Source organism: Flavobacterium urocaniciphilum (genome assembly GCF_900110615.1).
Taxonomy (GTDB): Bacteria; Bacteroidota; Bacteroidia; order Flavobacteriales; family Flavobacteriaceae; genus Flavobacterium; species Flavobacterium urocaniciphilum.
Genome location: NZ_FOEI01000002.1, coordinates 117,778 through 139,728 on the forward strand (window position 1 = coordinate 117,778; position 21,951 = coordinate 139,728).

The following is a 21,951-nucleotide window of genomic DNA, read 5'->3' on the forward strand; positions in this document are numbered from 1 at the left end:
CCGTCTTTAGTGAGACGGACTTTTTTTTTAATGTATTATTTTCTGATGTTCAATTGTTCCATCACTTAATGTGATTTCTAATAGTAAAACTTGATTATTTTTTGAATTTTCAATTTGTACTTCTTTAGCATTGAAATTCTTTTCTATTAGTTTTTTACCTAAAATATCAAAGATGGAAACATGTGATATTTTTTCATTCGAACTTCTAATCAAAATGTTGGTATTCTGACTCAAAGCTGAAATACTAGTATTGGAAACGTTTTCATTTTCTAATTCATAAAACAACTCAAATCTGTTAGTAAATGTTCCAGCTACAGATGAAAAAGTATAAGGGTTTTTACTTATTTCAACAACAGTTCCATTAAAACTGTCTTTCAAATAAATAGGATGACTGTTGAAAACACCTTCTTTGTTTTCTAAATGTAAAGTATAATTTCCTTCGTTTTTAATTTTAAAACTTAAAGTGACTTTATCGTTACTATCAAATTCTGGTCTTCCTTGAATTACATATTTTTCATCTTTTATAGTCGTGAATAACATTGCTTCGTCATATTCAAAGGCTTTTCCGTCTATTCCTAAATCAAAATCTGTTGTTGCTTTTTCATCGTATCCAATTAAGATCTGATTATAATTTTTTTCGTTGTCTGAAAGATTCAATCGGTAAAGATTTTTTTCATTCGATGATTTGAAAAATTGCGTATTCATTACATTATATCGCAAAGCATTATGAAAGAATACATTTTCATTTTCAGAACTGTAAAAGTAAAATCCTTGTCCGGGTTTTATAGAACCATCAGGAATCGGTCCACCTGCTGCAGCTGCCACACCGCCTAATGTGGTGTAAGAAGCAAAGTTGTTAATGGGGTAAATTCCTCCGCTTGCTGGTGCCGTATGTGTCCAAAAATAAAGCGTTTCTATCGTTCTATTTGAGGCAATAAAATGACTTCCTTCTATTGTAGCAGGAAAAGGATTGCCGACTAAATTATAGCCCAATTGCATAGCGGTATAATATTCGCCATTATTTGGAATTCCAGTAAATTGTCCAATATAAGGTGAAGAAGTTGAAGCAGACCAGTTATTCGGACTTCTAATTAAATATCCTGTAGTTGGATTGAAATTATTTGTGGTCGGATTAATACTAACATATGCCGTTGCAGTTGTTGTTCCAGCTGGATTGTAAGTGTAAAATCTATTTGTTAAAGTTTGTGGTGAAAAAGCTAATAAATTTTGATTACTTACTGGCGATGACCAAGCAGTATAATCTAAACGTAATAAATTAGCACTGTTTTTAAATACAGTAATGTTTCCAGTATTTGCAATGTTGTTTATTTGCACCAAATTTGCATTATTTTGAACTGTAAAATTCGCTGTAGACGCAACATTTATTTTTCTAACTACTGTAAATATATGTCCTGTTTGTAAGGTTACTTGTGCGGTTCCAGTTATGTCCATAGAACACATGTCTAAATTTCCTGAAGATGTGTAGTTTCCTGTAAAAACAGCTTTTATATCTTTATTTGGTGTACCATTGTTCCATGATGTACCATTCCAAGTTGTCGTTGACGGGCAGCCAATAATGTTCCATGCATCTGGAGCTTGTGGACCTCCCCAAATCAAAGTTGCTAGATATGGGTTATCAATAAACGGATTTCTATTTCCTTGAATGCTTTGTAAAACATCATTTCTGGTTTTTTCAAACGGACTTACAGGATCTTCTTCGTTCCATTCTAAAAAAATATTTGGCATATCGGTACTATATGTAGCACTTCCACTTCCTACATTTGTTGGAAGACATCTAGTGTTGTAGCGCACATACATATACATCATCATTCTTGCAATATCGCCTTTCCATTCGTCACCTGGATACCAATTTGAAGCTCCAATCGGTCCTGCATCACCACTTCCATCTGCGTATGGGCGATTACCGCGATCGGCATTAAAAGTAACATCTGCGGCTCTAATGTGATGCGCGTCTGTTCCAGGTCCTGGACTTGAAGTGACTAATGCAGGAGTTCCTAATGATAAAGCGTAACAATGTTCCCTGTTCCAAGACCCCGTTGGGCAAGTAGTACTACAAATATTTGAAACAGCATCAATGCGATCGTTTTTATAATCGGCATCTACATCATTATACCCATACATTAATAAAACTTGAGTGGCATTATTTGGATTTTTATCACCAGCTTGTAAAGCATCCCATACATCAGTAGATGTTGAGGTGTATGGTAATTGATTAGTGTGTGTTGTAGTAATCAGATTGGCAAGTGAATTTTTTAAGGTATTGCCTGTTTGTGTAAAATCAATTCCACTATAATACGCAGGTATTTGTGAAAAAGACACTACAGAATATAAAAAAAATAGTATAAAATTCTTCATTTTTACAAATTTGGGGGATGCAATTTAATGTAAAATGTTTAACAAATTAGTACTTTTTTTATAATATTTTTTATTTATATTTGTAAATCTCAAAAAAATAACGAAAATCAAATGAAAAAAATATTTTCAATTTTAGCTTCTGTTTTATTATTAGTTTCATGTGAGAATGACGTGAAAACAAATACACCTGCCATTCAAGGAGAAAAAGATAATCTTTTTTGGAAAGCAGATGATTCTCAAGCTATAATAAATCCTGATAATACAGTAACGCTTAATGGGTATACAGATTATGAACATGTTACTGTAACCGTTCCAAATACTGTTGGAACTTATAACTTAGGTACTTCTAATCAATCGATTAATGCTTCTTATACTTATAGTAACGAAGGTACTTTTTTGTATAATGAAACTGCAATTGTACCTGGTCCTGTATATAAATTAGGAAGTTTTGTAAATATGGGTAATGGATATGCCTTATTAAATGGAAATAATTTAAATACAACAGGTGGTTCTGGAAACGGATTAACTTTAAGAATTACTTCTAATACAGCTGGTCAAGTTACGGCAGCTACTATTGCAAGTAGAGGTACAGGTTATAAAGCTGGTGATATTGTAACAATTGCTGGTGGAAATAATAATGCAACAGTTAGAATTTTAAATGTAGTGCAAAGTAATGGTACTGTTACTTTAGAAAAAATTGAGAATGGTACATATTCTGGAACATTTTCATTTAACGCAGTTGATGATAATGGTAATGTAGTTAACTTCAATCACTGTACTTTTTACAAGGTTCCAGTTTACTAAGATTTATCAAAAATATAATAGACTAACCACTTCATTTTGAGGTGGTTTTTTGTTTTTGTTAATAACTAATATTGTCTTAAAAAAAGATAAATTGTATTTTTGAAATCTTCCAAAATTTGGAAATTACTTTATAGAATTTTATTATGTATTTAATCTTTGATACCGAAACTACAGGATTACCTAAAAGTTGGTCAGCACCTATAACGGATACTGACAATTGGCCTCGCTGTATTCAAATTGCTTGGCAATTACACGACGATATGGGTAAACTTATTGAGCATCAAGATTATTTAATTAAACCAGAAGGATTTAATATTCCTTATGATGCAGAACGAGTTCATGGAATTTCAACAGATTTAGCTCTACATGAAGGACATGATTTAAGTGAAGTTCTAGAAAAGTTTAACATCGCTTTATCTCAAGCTAAATATATAGTTGGTCAAAATGTAGGTTTTGATGTGAATATTATGGGTTGTGAATTTCATCGATTTGGAATTGCAACCGATTTATCTAAAATGCCTGTTTTAGATACCTGTACAGAAACTACTGCCGAATTATTAAAATTACCAGGTGGTCGTGGTGGAAAATTCAAATTGCCAACATTAACCGAACTTCACGAATTTTTATTTAATGAAAAATTTGCTGAAGCACACAATGCTACGGCCGATGTTGAAGCTACTACACGTTGTTTTTTAGAATTAATCAAAAGGGAAAATTTTAGTCAAGAAGAATTACCTGTTTCAGAAGATTATTATGTTGCTTTTAGAACTAATAATCCAGAGGTAAAACCAATCGGATTAAAGCATGTTAATTTAAAACAAGCTTCTGCAAGTTTAAGAGAAAAATTACAGCAACAACTTCCTTCTGATATTGAAATTTTACCAGAAGATTTAGAAGGTATTTCAGATGTTGCATTTGCACATTTACATAACCATTCTCAGTTTTCGGTTTTACAATCTACTATTTCAATTCCGAAATTAATTGAAAATACGGTTAAACAAAAAATGCCTGCTGTTGCCTTAACGGATATTGGAAACATGATGGGGGCTTTTCAATTTGTGAGTGGAATTATTACTCATAATAAAGCAGCTGAAGCCAAAAATGCAGCTCAAATAGAAGCAGGCGAAGAACCTACCGAAACTATTGTTAAGCCAATTGTTGGATGTGAATTTAATGTTTGTCTTAATCATAAAGATAAATCGAATAAAGACAATGGGTATCAAGTTGTTTTCTTAGCGAAAAACAAAAATGGTTATCATAATTTAGCGAAACTTTCTTCAAAAGCATATACAGATGGTTTTTATTATGTGCCTCGTATTGATAGAGAATTAATTCAACAATATAAAGAAGATATTATTGTTCTTACCGGAAGTTTATATGGTGAAGTTCCAAATAAGATTTTAAATATAGGAGAAAACCAAGCAGAAGAAGCTCTGTTATGGTGGAAAGAACAATTTGGTTCCGATTTGTATATTGAAATCATGAATCATAATCAAGAAGATGAAAGAGCCGTAAATTCTACGCTGATTCAGTTTTCAAGAAAACATAATGTAAAGTTAATTGCAACTAATAATACTTTTTACATCGATAAAGAAGATGCGAATGCGCACGACATTTTATTATGTGTAAAAGATGGTGAAAAACAAGCTACACCAATTGGTCGTGGACGTGGATATCGTTTCGGATTACCAAATCAAGAATACTATTTCAAGTCGGCAAGCGAAATGAAAAAACTGTTTTCACAAACGCCTGATGCCATTAGCAACATCCAAGAAATTGTAGATAAAATTGAAATTTACTCACTTTCTCGAGATGTATTACTTCCAAAATTTGAAATTCCAGTTGAGTTTCAAGTGGCAGAAGATTTAGTTGATAATGGTGTTCGTGGAGAAAATAGTTATTTAAGGCATTTAACGTACGAAGGTGCGAAAAGACGATATGGTGAAATTACAGATTTAATTCGTGAACGTTTAGATTTCGAATTATTAACGATAAGTAATTCAGGATATCCTGGATATTTCTTAATTGTACAAGATTTTATTGCAGAAGCTCGAAAAATGGACGTTTCGGTAGGTCCAGGTCGTGGTTCGGCAGCGGGTTCAGCGGTAGCCTATTGTTTGGGAATTACAAATATCGATCCGATAAAATACGATTTACTTTTTGAGCGTTTCTTAAATCCAGACCGTGTTTCCATGCCCGATATTGATATCGATTTCGATGATGAAGGTCGTGGCCGTGTAATGGATTATGTAATTAAAAAATACGGTTCGAATCAAGTTGCGCAAATCATCACGTATGGTAAAATGGCAACCAAATCGGCTATTCGAGACACCGCTCGTGTATTGGATTTGCCTTTATTTGAAGCAGATAGAATTGCGAAATTAATTCCGGCGATGATGCCAGGTAAATGGAACTTGGCGCGTTTTCTTTCTGAAAAAGAAGAAGAAGTTAAAAAAGCTGTTCGTTCAGATGAATTTGATCGCGTTAAAGAATTAATTGAAATTGCGAATCAAGGCGAATTATCGGGAGAAACGATTCAGCAAGCTAAAATATTAGAAGGTTCACTTCGAAATACTGGAATTCATGCATGTGGAGTTATCATTACACCTGATGATATTACGAATTTCGTTCCGGTAACCACAGCAAAAGATTCCGATTTATACGTTACACAATTTGATAATGCGGTTGCCGAAAGTGCCGGATTATTAAAGATGGACTTCTTAGGTTTAAAAACGTTAACGCTTATAAAAGATACCGTTAAACTGGTAAAATATAAGCGCGATATCGATTTAAATCCGGATGTTTTTCCAATTGACGATAAAAAAACATACGAGTTATTCCAGCGAGGTGAAACGGTTGGTATTTTCCAATACGAATCACCGGGAATGCAAAAATATTTGAAAGAATTAAAACCTACGGTTTTTGGAGATTTAATTGCGATGAATGCACTCTATCGTCCGGGGCCGTTAGAATATATTCCTTCTTTCGTACGAAGAAAAAATGGTTTAGAAGAAATCACATACGATTTACCAGCTTGTGAAGAATACCTTGCTGAAACGTATGGAATTACCGTGTATCAAGAGCAGGTAATGCTTCTGTCGCAATCGTTAGCAGGCTTTTCTAAAGGTGATGCCGACGTTCTTCGTAAAGCGATGGGTAAAAAGCAAAAAGACGTTCTAGATAAAATGAAATCTAAATTCATCGATCAAGCTAAAGCTAAAGGTCACGATGAGCAAAAATTAGATAAAATCTGGACCGATTGGGAAGCGTTTGCGAGTTATGCTTTCAATAAATCGCATTCTACTTGTTATGCTTGGATTGCTTATCAAACAGCCTATTTGAAAGCGCATTATCCTGCAGAATATATGGCGGCGGTACTTTCGAATAACATGAATGATATCAAATCGGTTTCATTCTTTATGGAAGAATGTAAACGTATGGGATTAGAAGTACTTGGTCCGGATGTAAATGAATCGTACTATAAATTTACGGTAAACGATAATAATGCGATTCGTTTCGGAATGGGTGCGATTAAAGGTGTAGGAGAAAACGCTGTTAAAACCATTGTTGAATGTAGAAAAGACGGTCGTTATAAGTCAATTTTCGATTTAGCAAAACGTGTCGATTTACGTGCGGCAAATAAAAAGGCTTTTGAAAACTTAGCGTTAGCAGGTGGTTTTGACGATTTTGGAAATACACACAGAGCACAATACTTTCATTCTGATGGTGATAATGTAACGTTTTTAGAAAAAGCGATGCGTTTTGGTTCGAAGTTTCAAGAAAATGAAAATTCTTCACAAGTAAGTTTATTTGGTGATGCTTCCGATGTTCAAATTGCAGAGCCAGTTGTACCACCTTGTGAGGAATGGAATACACTAGAAAAATTATCTAGAGAAAAAGAAGTAGTTGGTATTTACATTTCGGGTCATCCGCTTGACGATTATAAATTCGAAATGAAATATTTCTGTAATACAAAATTGCAGGCTTTAAATAATTTAGAGCAATTAGTTGGGAAGAATTTATCTTTTGGAGGAATTGTTTCAAACGTACAACATCGTACTACGCAACAAAATAAAGGTTGGGCGACTTTTAATATTGAAGGTTACGAAGAAAGTTTCGAGTTCAGAATATTCAACGAAGAATATTTGAAATTCCGACATTTTTTAGTGCAAAATCAGTTTGTATTCATTAAAATCTTTGTAAAAGAAGGTTGGGAAAATAAAGATACGGGTAAAAAATCTGATCCAAGAATCAACTTTTTACACATGCAAAGTTTGCAAGATGTATTGCCCGATTTTGCTAAAAAGCTAACCATACAATTGCCAATTGAAGAGTTGAAAGATCAATTGATTTCTAAATTAAACGAACTTTTCTTAAATCATCAAGGTGATTTTAATGTAACTTTTGAAGTGTTAGAATTGGAAAAAATTAAACGTTTTGTAAAACGTGAAATTGAAATTGAAGAAGAGCTTCAAGAAGAGAATATCGTTGAAACGGATGATGAAGTGGAAGGGAATTCGGAAGTGGTAATGGAAAATCAAATGGAAGAAATTGAAGAAACCATTATCAAAAATAAATTAGAAATGCCTAGTAGAAAATTGAAAATAAATATTTCAAAAGAATTGTTAGAAGGATTAGAAAAAATGCAAATCAATTTTAAACTGAATTGATTTTTCCAATCATTTAATAGTTAAAAGAAATGATAATTTTTTTCAAAGCTTAAATTTATTTTCTACTTTCGCATCAATAAAATTAGTATTAAAAAAATAAACAAAACATATTATGGCATTAGCAATTACAGATGCTACTTTTGAAGAAGTAGTATTACAATCAGATAAACCAGTAGTAGTAGATTTTTGGGCAGCTTGGTGTGGACCATGTAGAATGGTAGGGCCAGTTATCGATGAGGTTGCTGCTGAATACGAAGGAAAAGCAGTAGTAGGTAAAGTAGATGTAGATGCAAACCAAGAATTTGCTGCTAAATACGGAGTTAGAAACATTCCTACAGTATTAGTGTTCCAAAACGGAGAAGTAGTTGGAAGACAAGTTGGAGTAGCTCCAAAGAAAACTTACACAGACGCTATCGACGCTTTATTATAATATCAAAAGTCATTGCGAGGTAAAGAAGCAATCTAGGCTCATCTTGTTTACAAAACGAGATGAGCTTTTTTTATAATTTTAATAATATTGTAGTACCGATATTTTCTTTCGATTCTACTTCAATTTCGCAATCTATGGTTTTGGCTAAATCTCTTATTAAATGCAATCCTAAACCAGATTTTATACCCACTACTTCTTTTTCATCAAATAAAGCTTTAAACTGATTTATAGATGCGCCTTTTCCGTTATCGGAAATAGAAATAAAAGAATGATTGTTTTCACACCAAGCGTTCCAAATAATCTCACCGTTATCTGTTTTTTCTAAAGCTTTTATGGCGTTTCCAGTTATGTTTCTTAATATAGTTTTAAGGTAATTTTTATCGGTTGTAACTTCAAAATTAGAAGTGTTATTTAATGAAATAGTAATGTTTTCTACACTTGAAAAATGATTTTTGATGTCGGAAAACAATTCATTAATTTCTATTTTTTCTGGAACTGGTTTGAAGTTTTCCATCTGACCTTTACTCCATAATAAAATATCTTCCATTGATTGTAAAAGATTTTCAACCCCGGAAATCGTTTTTTGTTCTAAACGTTTTTTGCTTTCTTCGTCTAATAATTCTGGATTCTCTTTTTGAAGATGTAAGAAATGAATTAAACTAGCAACCGGACTTCTTAAATCGTGATTCAAAATATTAAAAAATTGAAGTTTGACTTTATTGGCTTCGTCTAATTCCTGATTTAAAACTTGAAGTTTTTTATTAGATTTCTTCTGATTATTACTTTGTTTAAATAAAAGAAAAGCGATAGCTAGTAATAAGATAAAACCAGTAAATAGATATATTTTTTGCTTTCTAGAATTGGCAATTTCTACATTCTTTAATTTGTTTTCAGTGGATAATACATCAATTTTTTCTTGTTTGTATTTGTTCTGAAATTTAGCTTCTGCATTTGCAATATTTTCTTTTGTAGATTCTAAAAGAACTTCTTCGTTAACTTTATTATAAATTTCAAAATATCGAAAAGCTTCTTGCCAATTGTTAAGTGCTTTATAACTATTTCCAATAAGTTTATTAATAACGATGAAAGAATTTTTATCAAATTGATAAGCGTGTGTTGCCGCTTCTTTTAAAACTTTAATAGCTTCGGTATATTTTTTTTGTTCGAATAAAATTTTACCACGAGTAAGGTTTACTTCCATCATGATTTCTAAATCTTGCGATTTTTTACCGTAAATTTCAGCTTCTCTTAAATATGAAATTGCAGTATTTAATTCTTTTTTGTCTATATAATATTCGGCTAAATATCTGTTTGCCGAACTGATACAGATAAACAAAGAATCTTCTTTTGAAACCAGATTGTAAATTTTTTTTCTATGAAATTGAATGCTGTCTAAGTTTTGCAATCCCCAATAACATTTTGCAAAATCATTATGTAAATAGGCTAAAGCATTTGAGGAAGTTTGTAAATACGGTTTGGCTAAATTTAAATACTCAAGTCCTTTTTTATATTGCTTCATTTTGAAGTAAGCCTGACCAATTTGAGAATATGATATGCCAATATTTACTGTGTTTTTTGTGTCACTTTTTTTGAATAATTTTCTATATTCAATAGCTTTTAGTTTGTAATCAATAAATTTAGAAATTTCCGATTTGTCTAAATGATATTCTCCTAAACTTCCATATAAAATCCCTTTAGTATTTACATTGCTAGTAGTATCTACAACCTTTTTAATGTAGTTAACAAGTTCTTCTCTTTTATCAAATTGCTTGGTAGAATAGTATAAATAGTTTAAACGCATTAAGGCTAGCGTTTCTTCTTTTTCAAACTTACCATTTTGAGCAATTTTTAATGATTTTTCGAAATACGGAATGGCAAGATTGTATTGATTATTGTCATATTCATAACCATATCCTTTATAAAAATTAAATTTCGATAAGTATAAATTGTTATTAGATTTAGCTATTCCTACAGTAGCAATTTGAATGAGTTTTTTATATTTTTCCTCATTAATTGATTTTTCACACTGATTTACTAAAATATCTAACGATTCATTTTGACCCCAAGTGTTTATAGAAAACAACAATAGTAAAAGTCCTATAAGCCTCATACAATAAGTTTTAAATTCTCTTTATAACTTCTTCCAATTGGTAACAAAATGTCATTATTCAAGTGAATGTCGTTGGTTCCAATTTTTTTTATGAAACTCTTTTGAATGGCAAAACTTCTATGAATGCGAATGAATGAATTAAAATGATTTTCCTTTAATAAATTACCTAAACTACTTAGTACACAATGTTTTTTGGTTGGTGTAACAATTAGTGTATAGTCTTTTAATGCCTCTAGATATAAAATATCTTTACAGTTTAATTTAATTTGAGTATGACCTTCCTTAATGAAAATTTCATCTTGATTTTCTATTTTATCATACAAGTTGGCCTTATGTAACATGGAAAAATACATTTCAATTCTAGAAATAGTACTTTGAAATCTTTCGAAATTTAAAGGTTTTATAAGAAAATCGAATGTCTCTACTTCGTAACTATCTGCAGCATGTTCTGGATAAGATGTAATAAATACACAAACTGGAATTGTAGCTATTTTTTTTCGAAGTTCAATTCCGGATAATTCGGGCATATCAATATCAGAAAAAAGAATGTCGGCTTCATTTATAAATTCGCTGTTTAATGCTTCAATCGCTGAGCTAAAAACACCTAAAATATTTATAAATGAAAATTTCTTAACATATGATAAAACAGTTAGTCTGTCAATTTCATCATCGTCAATAATTATACATTTTAACTGACTCATTCTCTCCTAATTATTGGTCAAAAATACAATTTTTTTTCATTTGTCTATTTAAAATGTTGTTTATCTATTTGTTTAAAATTAACTGAATTTTAACAATATTTTTGGAGTAAAATTTACAATTATGAAAAAATACATATCTGTTTTAGTATCGTTCGTTTTTATTCAAATTGGCTTCTCACAAGTAGGAATAAATACAACAACCCCAAATGCTCAACTAGATATTAAATCATCTAATCAGGTAACACCTGCCAATACAGATGGAATTATTATTCCTAAAATTGATGCTTTCCCAGCAGTAAATCCTACTGCATCACAGCAAGGAATGATGGTTTATTTAACAACAACCTCTTCTGGTAAAGCACCAGGATTTTATTATTGGGATAATACTGTAACAAGTTGGAAAGGAATTGGAAACGATTCAGGTTGGTCATTAACAGGGAATTCTGGTACTAATACAATTAATAATTTCATGGGTACAACTGACAATCAAGACGTTGTTTTTAAAAGAAATAATGCAAAGTCAGGATTGTTAGGTGATTATCTTACAAGTTTTGGAAATTATTCTTTGAGTCAAAACGTATCAGGAACAGGAAATACTGCATTTGGTGCATATTCTTTATGGAGAAATGTTTCTGGAAACAATAATGTTGCAATTGGAAGCGATGCGATGAGTCGTTCTTCGGCAGGTTCAAACGGAACAGCAATTGGTTATGCAACCATGTTTTATTTTGGAGGAGGAGCAGGATCTTATACTAATACAAACACTGCAATTGGATATAAATCTATGTTAGGAGAACATTTTGGTTCATCCCCTGGAGCTTCAAATAATGGTTCTAATAATACAGCAGTGGGATATGAATCATTACAAGGTATTTCTTCTGGAGATGATAATACTGGTATTGGATATAGTGCATTGTATGCGAATACTACTGGATATAATAATACGGGAGTTGGAAGTTCTGCTCTGGCGACAAACACAATAGGAGCTCAAAATACAGCAGTTGGAAAAAGTGCACTAGGAGCTAATACCACTGGTAATTCTAATACAGCTTTTGGTAGCGAAGCTCTTTCAGATAATACAATTGGAGGAAGTAATGTTGCTATGGGTTATGGTTCTCTTACCAGTAATACAACGGGAAGTTTTAATCATGCTTTTGGAAAAGGTTTGACGTTAAATACAACAGGAAGTTATAATATGAGTTTCGGATTTGAGGCTCTACATAATAATACAACTGCAGGATATAATCTTGGATTTGGATATCAAGCTTTGTTTAATAATACAACGGGTAATTTTAATTTTGCTATTGGGAATGCTGCCATGAGAAGTAATACTACTGGAGGAAATAATTTAGCTATTGGAACTAACGCCCTTTTCTCTTCTTCAACTTCTTCCTTTAATTTAGCTTTAGGACATAGTGCTTTATATACAAATACTACTGGTACGAGTAATGTAGCAGTTGGTACTTCAACACTTTATGCAAATACAACAGGTGGTTATAATGTTGCTTTAGGATTCAATGCTTTACATGATAATACAACAGGGAATTATAATGTTGCAATAGGATATAATTCATTAAACTCTAACACAACAGGTTATGGCAATATTTCAATCGGGAGTAATACACTTTCCAATAATGTTAGTGGGATGAGTAATACTATAGTTGGGACTGGAGCTATGACAAGCAATGTTACTGGATGGATTAATACTGCAGTTGGTAATGGGACACTTGCTGATAATACTAGTGGAGAACAAAATGTTGCTATTGGTAGTGTTTCGTTAGCTAACAATACTATTGGTATAAAAAATGTAGGATTAGGGGTGAGAAGTTTGCATTTTAATGTAAATGGAAGTGGTAATGTTGGTTTAGGTACAGATGCTTTGCGTACAAATGCTACAGGTAATCACAATACTGTAGTCGGACATGAAGCAATGTTAAATGCAACAGATGTTTCAAATAATGTTTCAATAGGTTTTCAATCTTTACAAAATAATCTAACTGGAAATGGAAATGTCGCTATTGGAAATCAAGCAGGTTATAACGAATTAGGTTCAAATAAATTATACATCGAAAATAGTAGTGTTTCAACTCCTTTGATTTATGGTGAATTTGACAATGATATTGTGAAAGTGAACGGTGTGTTTAAAGTGCATAAAAATGCAGCAGATGCTGAAGAAATGCAATTAAATAATACTAATATTTTTACGCATAGTACAGGAAATCAAGACTTTGGTTCGGGTCAAAATGAATTTATTTTATCTTCAAGAGAATTCGTAGCAGAAACTGGGGGAATTTATGGAGATGGGAATGCGGTTACAATTTGGTCGCCAGGTGATGGTAATCAAGGACAACCAGCAGCTATTGTGTATTTTTTAGATGAAGATTCTTTTGAAGGAACAAATACTAATCCTTATGATAATTCTGCGGTAAAAAGTTATGTTTCAGCTGCAGGTGCTTATGTACAGGTTTCAGATGCAACTAAAAAAGAAAATATAGTAAAAATTGACAACGCATTAAATAAACTTCAAGATTTAAATGGTTATACCTATCAGTTTAAACAGGCTAAAGGTGAAATCGAAAAAGGTGATAAACCAATTAAATCGAGTGGTGTCTTAGCTCAAGAATTAGAAAAAGTATTGCCAGAAGCTGTACAAAAAAGCACATCGGGTGATTATTATGTAGATTATGCTGCAATTACACCGTTATTAATTGAAGCAATAAAAGAACAACAAAAAGATATCAAACAACAAGAACATAAAATTAATTCTTTAGAGGAAAGATTAGCGAAATTAGAAGCTTTGTTGAATAAAAAATAAAAATAAAAGTTAAAAAAGACTCCATTTGAGTCTTTTTTTTTGTCCTTTTTTTGACTTGCGAAATATTAAAAGTATATTTGAATCGAGCCGAAATTATAGAAAAATGAATTTAGATTCTCAAATAGAAAAAATTTCTCAATTTAAAAATTTAGAACTTTTAGCAAATCAAATTGTTGAAGGTTTTATTTCTGGCTTGCATAAAAGTCCTTTTCATGGTTTTTCTGCTGAATTCGCAGAACATAAAATTTATAACACTGGAGAAAGTACCAAACATATTGATTGGAAACTTTTCGCAAAAACCGACCGACTTTACACAAAGAAATACGAAGAAGAAACCAATTTACGTTGTCATTTAATCATTGATAATTCGTCTTCTATGCATTATCCAAAAGTAAAAGATGATCAATTGTTCTATGAAAGTAAAATCGGATTTTCAATTTTAGCTTCTGCTGTTTTGATGAACTTGCTAAAAAAACAAAGAGATGCAGTTGGTGTTTCGGTTTATTCAGATACCTATGAATATTATGCTTCAGAAAAGGGAAGTGAACGTCATCACAGAATGATTTTAAATCAATTTGAGAATATTTTAAACTTTCCAAAAGAATCAAAGAAAACAGATACAATAACTTATTTGCATCAAATTGCTGAAAAAGTACATCGTCGTTCTATGATTGTTTTGTTTACAGATATGTTTATTGGTGAAGATAGTGAGCGACTTTTTAAAGCTTTGCAACATTTAAAACATAACAAGCATAAAGTAGTTTTGTTTCATGTGTATGATGGGAAAACCGAATTGAATTTTAATTTTGATAATACACCTCGTAAATTTATTGATGTAGAAACAGGTGAAGAAGTCAATTTGTTTGCAGAAAACATGAAGGAAAGTTATGAGAAAGTAGTGAAAAATTACTTTGAAAACATTGCAAATACTTGTTCGAGCTATAAAATTAAGTATGTGCCTGTTTCTATAGATGAAAAATTCGAAAAAATTATTACTACTTATTTGGTTGAAAAACAGAAGTTTGGATAATTAAATAAAAAAAGATTAGCATTTTTTTTAAAAAATATTTGCAGGTTTAAAATTCTGTAGTATATTTGCACTCGCATTACAGCAATGGTTTGGTAGTTCAGTTGGTTAGAATACATGCCTGTCACGCATGGGGTCGCGGGTTCGAGTCCCGTCCAGACCGCAAAATTTGGGAAGCACTTCAGCAATGAAGTGCTTTTTTGCCCAAATATCTTGAGGTTTCAAGATGAAAATAGTTGTGTTGTTTATCCCAAGAAATTGGGTAAAGGTTTAGTAGTTAGACCAATGAAAAGCTCTCCAGACTTGGTAGAGCTTTTTTGATTTTATATGTTTATAGTTTATTTTTTATATTCAGAAATTGGTGATGTTTATTATAAAGGTTTCACAACTAATATTGAAACTAGACTACAGTATCATCTTTTAGGTAAGAGTAAATTTACTTCTCGATATTCTGATTGGAGATTGGTTTATTCAGTTTACTTTGATACTAAATCTGAAGCTTTGCGTGAAGAAAAACGATTGAAACGTTTAAACAGACTTTCTATTGAGAAGTTGATTACAAAATAGTGGTAAGTTAAATTAAGAATTTATGATAATGAAAAGCTCTTCTCGTCCTTAAAGACGAGATAGAGCTTTTTTGATTTTATAATATCTTCAATTTACTTTCATATAGTATTTTTTACTTCATTCTTTCTTTTTTATTGTTTGCATAAATTATTTGTATTTTTTTTAATATTGTTAGTTTCTGATTATCAGATTAGTGCTAATAAATTATGTAATTGCCTTTATAATATAGGGTTCAATAGTTTTTTTTAAGTAAAATTAATTATATCTTTGCAACGCATTACAGCAATGGTTTGGTAGTTCAGTTGGTTAGAATACATGCCTGTCACGCATGGGGTCGCGGGTTCGAGTCCCGTCCAGACCGCAAAAAAGCTCTTCAATTATGAAGAGCTTTTTTTATTCCTCTTTGTATTTTGTCGATAAAATCTTACATTTTGTCGATATTAAAAAACTTTAACAATTTTAGACTTAGGTTTTTTGTACTTTTTCACTCTAAATAACACAATATGAAAAAAATACTACTATTCTCATTACTATTAATTGTTGGCTTAACACAAGTTGTTTTTTCACAATGTTTGTCGGCAACTAATTTAATAGCAACTAATGTAACAGCTACGTCTGCAACAATTTCTTGGCAAGATCCAAACGTTAATTCAGGAAATCAATATGTTTTGTCTTATACACTTAATGGTGCAACAGCTGGGTCAACATTATCTCCAGTAGTGAATCCTTTTCAATTAAATGGATTAACGCCTTGTGGTACGTATACAGTAACGGTAACTATAAATTGCGGAGCTGGAAATAGTACTCCTACTACAATAGCTTTTACTACTAGTTGTTCTGGATCTTCATTTAATCAGCCTCAGAATTTATCGCAGTGTGTTGATAGTCAAACTAATTTAGCTTGTTTCGATTTAAATGCTAATAATGCAGTAATTTTAGGAAATAATAATAATCCATCAGTTTATACGATTACATATCATGCTACTCAAGCAGATGCTGCAAATGATGTTAATCCATTAATTTCTCCTTATTGTGTTCCTTTTGGAAATTATACTTTATTTTCTAGGGTAGAAGATAATACTATGGGTCAGATGATGCAAATTAATGCTTTTACTATTTCTGCTCAAAATTACATAAACGGAGGAAATTTAAGTCCAATTTCACAATGCGATGCCAATAATGATGGAGTTGTTATTTATGACCTTACAACTTTACAAGCACAAGTTTCTTCATTAAATCCTTTGGTTTATTATTCGACAATAACTAATGCGCAAAATGAAACTAATCCAATTGCCAATCCATCTGCATTTTCGGTTAATGTAACTATGCCGTCAACGACAATTTTCGTAAGAGAAAATAATCCTAATGGTTGTGATGTAATTTATTCTGTAAATCTTTTAACACAAGGAAATTGTAATATCGCTTCAGTTTGTGCTAATGCTAATTCACTTTGTGGAACATTAGGTTCGCCATTTATGAATTCAGTAAATGTTCCTAATAATGGTCAAATGGGTTGTTTAGGTTCTACGCCTAATGCTACATGGTTTAATTTACCAATTAGTAGTTCTGGTGCAATTAATTTGCAAATTAATCAAGGAAATAATGCGCCTTTATATAACAATCAAGACATAGATTATATTATTTATGGACCTTTTGCTTCAAGTTCTGGAAATTGTTCTTCTATTAATGCTTCAAATATTGTAAGTTGTAGTTATTCTGCTGCAGCTACAGAATATCCAACTATTCCTAATGCTGTTGCGGGTCAATATTACTTAATGATGGTTACTAATTTTTCTAACCAACTTGGAGTTATTAATATTAATGTTTTGCCAACTTCTACAGGTATAATTGATTGTACAGGATTAGCTTTTACAGCCTTTTTAGATACGAATAATAACGGTACTAAAGATACAGGTGAAGTAAACTTCCCATTAGGGGATTTTCATTATGAAAAAAATAACGATGGAACAATTCATAACATTACTGCGCCAACAGGTAAATTTGGAATTTATGATAATAATGTTTCAAATAGTTATGATGTAAGTTATACGGTCAATCCAATTTATGCTTCGTTATACAATGTGAATCCATCTGCATTTAATAATTTATCAGTTACAAATGGAGTATTAACTCAGTATTATTTTCCGGTAACATCATTACAAAATTACAACGATTTAGGCGTGGTTGTTGTGCCAATAAATAATCCTCGTCCAGGTTTTAATTATCTTAATAAAATTGTGTATGGTAATTTAGGTAACCAAGTTGTAGCGAATGGAACAGTATCTTTTACTAAAGATGCAGCGGTTACAATTTCTACGGTTTCTCAAACTGGAATTGTAAATAATGCTACAGGTTTTACATATGATTTTACCAATTTACAACCATTTGAATATAGAACAATTGATGTAGTTATGTCGGTTCCAACTATTCCAACGGTTAATGCTGGTCAGTTTTTAACTAGTAGTGCAACTATTATGCCTTTAACAGGTGATGTTGCTCCGGAGAATAATGCCAATTCAATTAGTCAGATGATTATAAATGCTTATGATCCTAATGATAAAACAGAAGCGCACGGACCTCAAATTTTACATTCTAGTTTCACGTCTAATGATTATTTATACTATACAATTCGATTTGAAAACACAGGAAATGCAAGTGCAATTAATGTGAGAATTAATGATGTATTAAATGCTATGTTAGATGAAAACACTATTAAAGTAGAAAGTGCTAGTCATGCTTACGTTTTAGATAGAGTTGGAAATAATTTAACTTGGAAGTTCGACAACATTTTATTACCGGTTTCTGTTGCCAATACGATGACAGGAAAAGGGTACGTTACTTTCAAAATTAAACCAAAACCAGGTTATGCAGTTGGAGATATCATTCCAAATACAGCTTCAATCTATTTTGATTATAATCCTGCTATTGTAACCAATACTTTCCAAACAGAGTTTGTTAGTGCTTTAGCTTCAGAATCATTTGATGTTGATGAATTTGCTGTATATCCAAATCCAACTTCTTCAATATTAACAATTCAATCAAAAATGAATAATACAATTTCAGAAATCAACGTTTTCGATTTATTAGGGAAACAACTTTTAAATAAGAAAACTTCGGTTTCTTCTACAGAGATTGATATGACGAGTTATAGTCCAGGTGTTTATTTACTTGAAGTGATTTCAGAAAACAATCAAAAGAGTATTCATAAAATAATTAAGAAATAAAAACTAAAAAATCCCGATTCGTCGGGATTTTTTTATATCCAAATAGAATAGTTTTTTGCAGTAATCCAAATGAAAATACCTAATAAAATAAATCCGTAAAATACTTTCATGAAAGTTCCGGCTAAAAAGCCAATAAAAGAACCAAATGCGGCATTAAATGCGCGTTTTTTATCTTGAGAATTATACATCAATTCACCAATAAAAGCACCTAAAAACGGACAAATTAAAAATCCTAATGGAGGGAAAAATAAACCAACAACTAAGCCTATGTTTGTTCCCCAAATACCGTAACTTGTTCCGCCAAACATTTTGGTGCCTTTGGCAGGAATTAAGTAATCTAAAACACTTAAAACTATTGTAATGAGTAATGTTATACCAAGAAGCCAGTAATTTGTTTCAATGCCAGGAACAAAAAACAAGCACAATAAACCCAACCAAGAAACGGGTAAACCCGGTAAGGCAGGTAAGATGCTGCCAATAATTCCTCCAAAAATCAAACAAATTCCTAAAATCAATAAAATATATTCCATAAAAGTGTATTTTTGAAAATCTAAAAGTATAAAAAAATAAATGAACAAAGTAATTGCTTTATTACTAATACTATCGCTACAATCGTGCCAATTTTTCGATAAAAAGGTACCAGATGAAAAGGATTTGTTAGAACAAGAACTCAAAAAAATTGATTGGGCTCAAGTAGACGAATTTCCTTCTTTTTCTATTTGCGATTCGATAACTGATAAGGCTAGTCAGCAAAGTTGTTTTTATGAAACCCTTTCTACGCAATTACATTCGAAATTAAAAGACGATAGCATTGCAAAATTGTTTCCGCAATTAGATACGATACAAGTAAAAGTGATTATTTCTTCCGATTCTCATGTAAATTTTGAGCCAATTATTTCAGATACTATTGCATATAATAAAACCCAATTAGACAGTATTTTTCAATTGCGATTAACCGATTTTCCTAAAATTAATCCGGCTATAAAAAGGGGTATTCCAGTAAAAACGGAATTTCAAATGCCTGTGGTTTTAAAAAAGTAGTTTTTAGAAGCTATTCCTGCTGTCCACTATATCTTTTTATTCTGCTTTCGGCACTTCGACAAGCTCAGTGTGACACCTCAAGCAAACTAAAAAGGATGCCGTTTCCATCAGGGCTAGTTAAATTGACGGTTTTTCCATTCAAATTTCCCAAACATCACTTTCATAACAACTAAAACCGTAAAGAAAGGATATAAAATAAAGCTACCTAAAAAGTTTTTAAAAGTAACTCTGAAATACGTCGAGCTAAACTTTAAAAATAGAAAGTCTATTCCAAATTTAACCAACCAATAATAAATGGTCATTTGTAGTAATTCTGATTTGTAAAAAGGTAAAAGCAACAAAAGAAAACTGCTCAAATTCGTTAAAAAAACCACTAATCCTAAAATTTTTGGATACCAATTCGTATACGCAGTTGTTTTACTGGCCCAACGTACTCTTTGATGAATTAAAGCCTTCCATGATTCGCAACTTTTCGTAAAAACTACATTCCAATTGCCTAAATAAGCGATTTTTTCTGGCGCCACTTTCATAGCCTTTTGTAGCAAAAAAACATCATCTCCACTGGCTAAAGAATTGTTGCCTTCAAAACCATTTAATTCATTAAAAAATGTTTTTTGGTAAGCAAAATTCGCTCCGTTACACATAAATGGTTTTTCAATTCCGAAACTTCCAGCCGTTACACCTTGTAAACTCAAAAAATCATTGTTTTGAAAATCGTGTAAAAAACCGGATTCCGATTTATAAGCCACCGAACCCACACACATTTTTGCTTGTTCGTCCTGAATTTTCGAATCAAAAATTGTTAACCAATTTTCTGGGACTTCACAATCGGCATCTGTAGTTACAATCCAATCGTATTTGGCAAGTTGAATGGCAGTTTCAATCGCATCTTTCTTCGGAGAATTACTTTTTCTTTGGTTCGAAATAAGAGAAATTTGGAATTTGGAATTTAAAATTTGGAATTTTTCCTCCGATTCATCATCTACTAAAATCACTTCAAATAAATCAGTTGGATAATTTAATTTCTCAATCGATTTTAAAAGTTTGGGTAAGTTTTCCGCTTCATTTCGAAAAGGAACTACAATTGAAAAACGTGTTTTAGGTTCAATGATTTGAATTGTATTTTGTTTGTTCATCTTCACCATGCCAAAAGCCAATTGAGTAATCAAAGCCACATAAAAGAAAAGAAGCACAACAAATAAAATCATACGTTGTTTATTGGTTTGTCAGTTTTGAAAATTAAAACGAAGTAACTTCCAATTAAAACTGGGAGTACAACATTTAATAACCACATAAAAGTACTAATAAAAAGCACAATATATTCGTCGATATTTAATTTGTCGAAAAACCAAATGGCTACACCGCCTTTCACAACAAAATCTAAAAACTGAAACGAAGGTAACGAACTCGCAATAAAATAAACTGTTGTTATGGTTGCCATTAAAGTAAAATAATCAATATCAACTCCAAAAAGTAAAAATAAAAAGTAATACTGATGCGAAAAAGTCAAATACCTACAAATTGCTAAAATGATATTTTTCTGGTGAATTTTTTTTGGAATTTCTTGAATCTTTTCAAAAAACAAAGCAATAGAATATCCTTTTATAGTAGCGTTTTTAGTCAGGAATAGAAAAGTTAATAAAAGTATTCCGAATCCTAAGAGTACATAAAAATAGGTATAATACCCTAAATAGAATAACCCAATTAATCCGAACAATACAGTCAAAACCATTTGAATTCCGTTACAAATTAGGTTTAAAAACAATACGCGTTTGGTTTCTTTCTTTGGGAAATAAAGGGCTTTTCCTGCGTATTCTCCAATTCCATTGGGTGTAAATAAACCAGCAGTAACGCCAGCTAACACTTGTTTAGTTGCGGTGTAAAGAGAAATTTTTTCAATAACTAAAACTAAATTTTTCCATTTTAAAATCTCTAAAAAACGATTCAAAACACTAAAACACAACATGAATAGAATCCAAGCAATAGTAAATTTATGTTGTAAGATATCTGAAAATTGTTTCCAACTTAATTTTTCATCGTGAGCTAATTTGTCGTAAATGAAATAAAATGCACCAAAAACAATGATTAGTTTTATTATAAGTGTGAGATATTGTTTAGTTTTGTTTGAAATCATTTTGCAAAGAAAAGAAAATTAAGAGTTATTTCGCAGAGTTACGCTAAGTATC

General features: G+C 31.4%; 14 protein-coding genes and 2 tRNA genes. 10 read left to right on the plus strand and 6 right to left on the minus strand.

Annotated elements, in window-relative coordinates; translation table 11 throughout:
• Positions 1-27 precede the first annotated feature (27 nt).
• A complete protein-coding gene (locus BMY86_RS04720) occupies positions 28-2,376 on the minus strand; it encodes an endonuclease (RefSeq protein ID WP_091465904.1) in 2,349 nt (782 codons plus the stop codon).
• 111 nt (positions 2,377-2,487) lie between these two features.
• Between BMY86_RS04720 and BMY86_RS04725 the strand changes: the two genes are divergently transcribed.
• From BMY86_RS04725 to trxA, 3 genes are all read left to right on the plus strand, one after another.
• A complete protein-coding gene (locus BMY86_RS04725; protein WP_091465907.1) occupies positions 2,488-3,180 on the plus strand; it encodes a DUF6252 domain-containing protein in 693 nt (230 codons plus the stop codon).
• Between the two features lie 143 nt (positions 3,181-3,323).
• Positions 3,324-7,850 carry a DNA polymerase III subunit alpha gene (gene dnaE, locus BMY86_RS04730; RefSeq protein ID WP_091465909.1) on the plus strand — a complete coding sequence of 1,509 codons (4,527 nt, stop codon included), beginning with the start codon at positions 3,324-3,326 and terminating at the stop codon, positions 7,848-7,850.
• A 112-nt stretch (positions 7,851-7,962) separates the two neighbouring features.
• Positions 7,963-8,280 (plus strand): thioredoxin, encoded by a 318-nt coding sequence (gene trxA, locus BMY86_RS04735; RefSeq protein WP_091465911.1) that lies wholly within the window; start codon positions 7,963-7,965, stop codon positions 8,278-8,280.
• 70 nt (positions 8,281-8,350) lie between these two features.
• Here trxA and BMY86_RS04740 read toward each other — a convergent pair whose 3' ends face one another.
• Positions 8,351-10,390, minus strand: coding sequence for a tetratricopeptide repeat-containing sensor histidine kinase (locus BMY86_RS04740; protein WP_091465914.1), 2,040 nt, complete (start codon positions 10,388-10,390; stop codon positions 8,351-8,353).
• Complete coding sequence (locus tag BMY86_RS04745) at positions 10,387-11,091, minus strand: LytR/AlgR family response regulator transcription factor (protein ID WP_091465916.1); 705 nt, start codon at positions 11,089-11,091, stop codon at positions 10,387-10,389. The genes BMY86_RS04740 and BMY86_RS04745 overlap by 4 nt, the downstream gene beginning before the upstream one ends.
• Positions 11,092-11,212: 121 nt before the next feature.
• Here BMY86_RS04745 and BMY86_RS04750 point away from each other — a divergent pair, with 121 nt between their 5' ends.
• From BMY86_RS04750 to BMY86_RS04775, 6 genes are all read left to right on the plus strand, one after another.
• Positions 11,213-13,906: a tail fiber domain-containing protein gene (locus BMY86_RS04750; RefSeq protein WP_091465919.1), complete on the plus strand. Its 2,694-nt coding sequence runs from the start codon at positions 11,213-11,215 to the stop codon at positions 13,904-13,906.
• A 103-nt stretch (positions 13,907-14,009) separates the two neighbouring features.
• Positions 14,010-14,936, plus strand: a complete 927-nt coding sequence (locus BMY86_RS04755) for a DUF58 domain-containing protein (RefSeq protein WP_091465921.1) — start codon at positions 14,010-14,012, stop codon at positions 14,934-14,936.
• A gap of 86 nt (positions 14,937-15,022) precedes the next feature.
• Positions 15,023-15,096, plus strand: a tRNA-Asp gene (locus BMY86_RS04760).
• 164 nt (positions 15,097-15,260) lie between these two features.
• Positions 15,261-15,500, plus strand: a complete 240-nt coding sequence (locus BMY86_RS04765; RefSeq protein WP_091465923.1) for a GIY-YIG nuclease family protein — start codon at positions 15,261-15,263, stop codon at positions 15,498-15,500.
• 287 nt (positions 15,501-15,787) lie between these two features.
• Positions 15,788-15,861, plus strand: a tRNA-Asp gene (locus BMY86_RS04770).
• A gap of 142 nt (positions 15,862-16,003) precedes the next feature.
• Entirely contained in the window at positions 16,004-18,724 is a 2,721-nt protein-coding gene (locus tag BMY86_RS04775; protein ID WP_091465925.1) for a DUF7619 domain-containing protein, read from the plus strand.
• A gap of 32 nt (positions 18,725-18,756) precedes the next feature.
• Here the strand turns inward: BMY86_RS04775 and BMY86_RS04780 are convergent, their stop codons facing one another.
• Positions 18,757-19,254: a DUF456 domain-containing protein gene (locus BMY86_RS04780; protein WP_091465927.1), complete on the minus strand. Its 498-nt coding sequence runs from the start codon at positions 19,252-19,254 to the stop codon at positions 18,757-18,759.
• 40 nt (positions 19,255-19,294) lie between these two features.
• Between BMY86_RS04780 and BMY86_RS04785 the strand changes: the two genes are divergently transcribed.
• On the plus strand, positions 19,295-19,765 hold the full coding sequence (locus BMY86_RS04785; RefSeq protein ID WP_091465930.1) for a hypothetical protein: 471 nt from the start codon (positions 19,295-19,297) through the stop codon (positions 19,763-19,765).
• 113 nt (positions 19,766-19,878) lie between these two features.
• On the opposite strand, the gene BMY86_RS04790 is transcribed toward BMY86_RS04785, so the two are convergent.
• Positions 19,879-20,973 (minus strand): glycosyltransferase family 2 protein, encoded by a 1,095-nt coding sequence (locus BMY86_RS04790; protein ID WP_091465933.1) that lies wholly within the window; start codon positions 20,971-20,973, stop codon positions 19,879-19,881.
• On the minus strand, positions 20,970-21,899 hold the full coding sequence (locus BMY86_RS04795) for a hypothetical protein (protein ID WP_091465935.1): 930 nt from the start codon (positions 21,897-21,899) through the stop codon (positions 20,970-20,972). Before BMY86_RS04795 ends, BMY86_RS04790 begins: the two co-directional genes overlap by 4 nt.
• Between the last annotated feature and the right edge of the window lie 52 nt (positions 21,900-21,951).

What these genes read in the sequence shown, in the direction of transcription:
- BMY86_RS04740 (WP_091465914.1), bottom strand. Translation starts at nt 10,390, where the DNA reads ATGAGGCTTATAGGACTTTTACTATTGTTGTTTTCTATAAACACTTGG.
- BMY86_RS04720 (WP_091465904.1), bottom strand. Translation starts at nt 2,376, where the DNA reads ATGAAGAATTTTATACTATTTTTTTTATATTCTGTAGTGTCTTTTTCA.
- BMY86_RS04785 (WP_091465930.1), top strand. Translation starts at nt 19,295, where the DNA reads ATGAACAAAGTAATTGCTTTATTACTAATACTATCGCTACAATCGTGC.
- BMY86_RS04745 (WP_091465916.1), bottom strand. Translation starts at nt 11,091, where the DNA reads ATGAGTCAGTTAAAATGTATAATTATTGACGATGATGAAATTGACAGA.
- BMY86_RS04755 (WP_091465921.1), top strand. Translation starts at nt 14,010, where the DNA reads ATGAATTTAGATTCTCAAATAGAAAAAATTTCTCAATTTAAAAATTTA.
- trxA (WP_091465911.1), top strand. Translation starts at nt 7,963, where the DNA reads ATGGCATTAGCAATTACAGATGCTACTTTTGAAGAAGTAGTATTACAA.
- BMY86_RS04795 (WP_091465935.1), bottom strand. Translation starts at nt 21,899, where the DNA reads ATGATTTCAAACAAAACTAAACAATATCTCACACTTATAATAAAACTA.
- BMY86_RS04765 (WP_091465923.1), top strand. Translation starts at nt 15,261, where the DNA reads ATGTTTATAGTTTATTTTTTATATTCAGAAATTGGTGATGTTTATTAT.
- BMY86_RS04725 (WP_091465907.1), top strand. Translation starts at nt 2,488, where the DNA reads ATGAAAAAAATATTTTCAATTTTAGCTTCTGTTTTATTATTAGTTTCA.
- BMY86_RS04775 (WP_091465925.1), top strand. Translation starts at nt 16,004, where the DNA reads ATGAAAAAAATACTACTATTCTCATTACTATTAATTGTTGGCTTAACA.
- dnaE (WP_091465909.1), top strand. Translation starts at nt 3,324, where the DNA reads ATGTATTTAATCTTTGATACCGAAACTACAGGATTACCTAAAAGTTGG.
- BMY86_RS04750 (WP_091465919.1), top strand. Translation starts at nt 11,213, where the DNA reads ATGAAAAAATACATATCTGTTTTAGTATCGTTCGTTTTTATTCAAATT.
- BMY86_RS04790 (WP_091465933.1), bottom strand. Translation starts at nt 20,973, where the DNA reads ATGATTTTATTTGTTGTGCTTCTTTTCTTTTATGTGGCTTTGATTACT.
- BMY86_RS04780 (WP_091465927.1), bottom strand. Translation starts at nt 19,254, where the DNA reads ATGGAATATATTTTATTGATTTTAGGAATTTGTTTGATTTTTGGAGGA.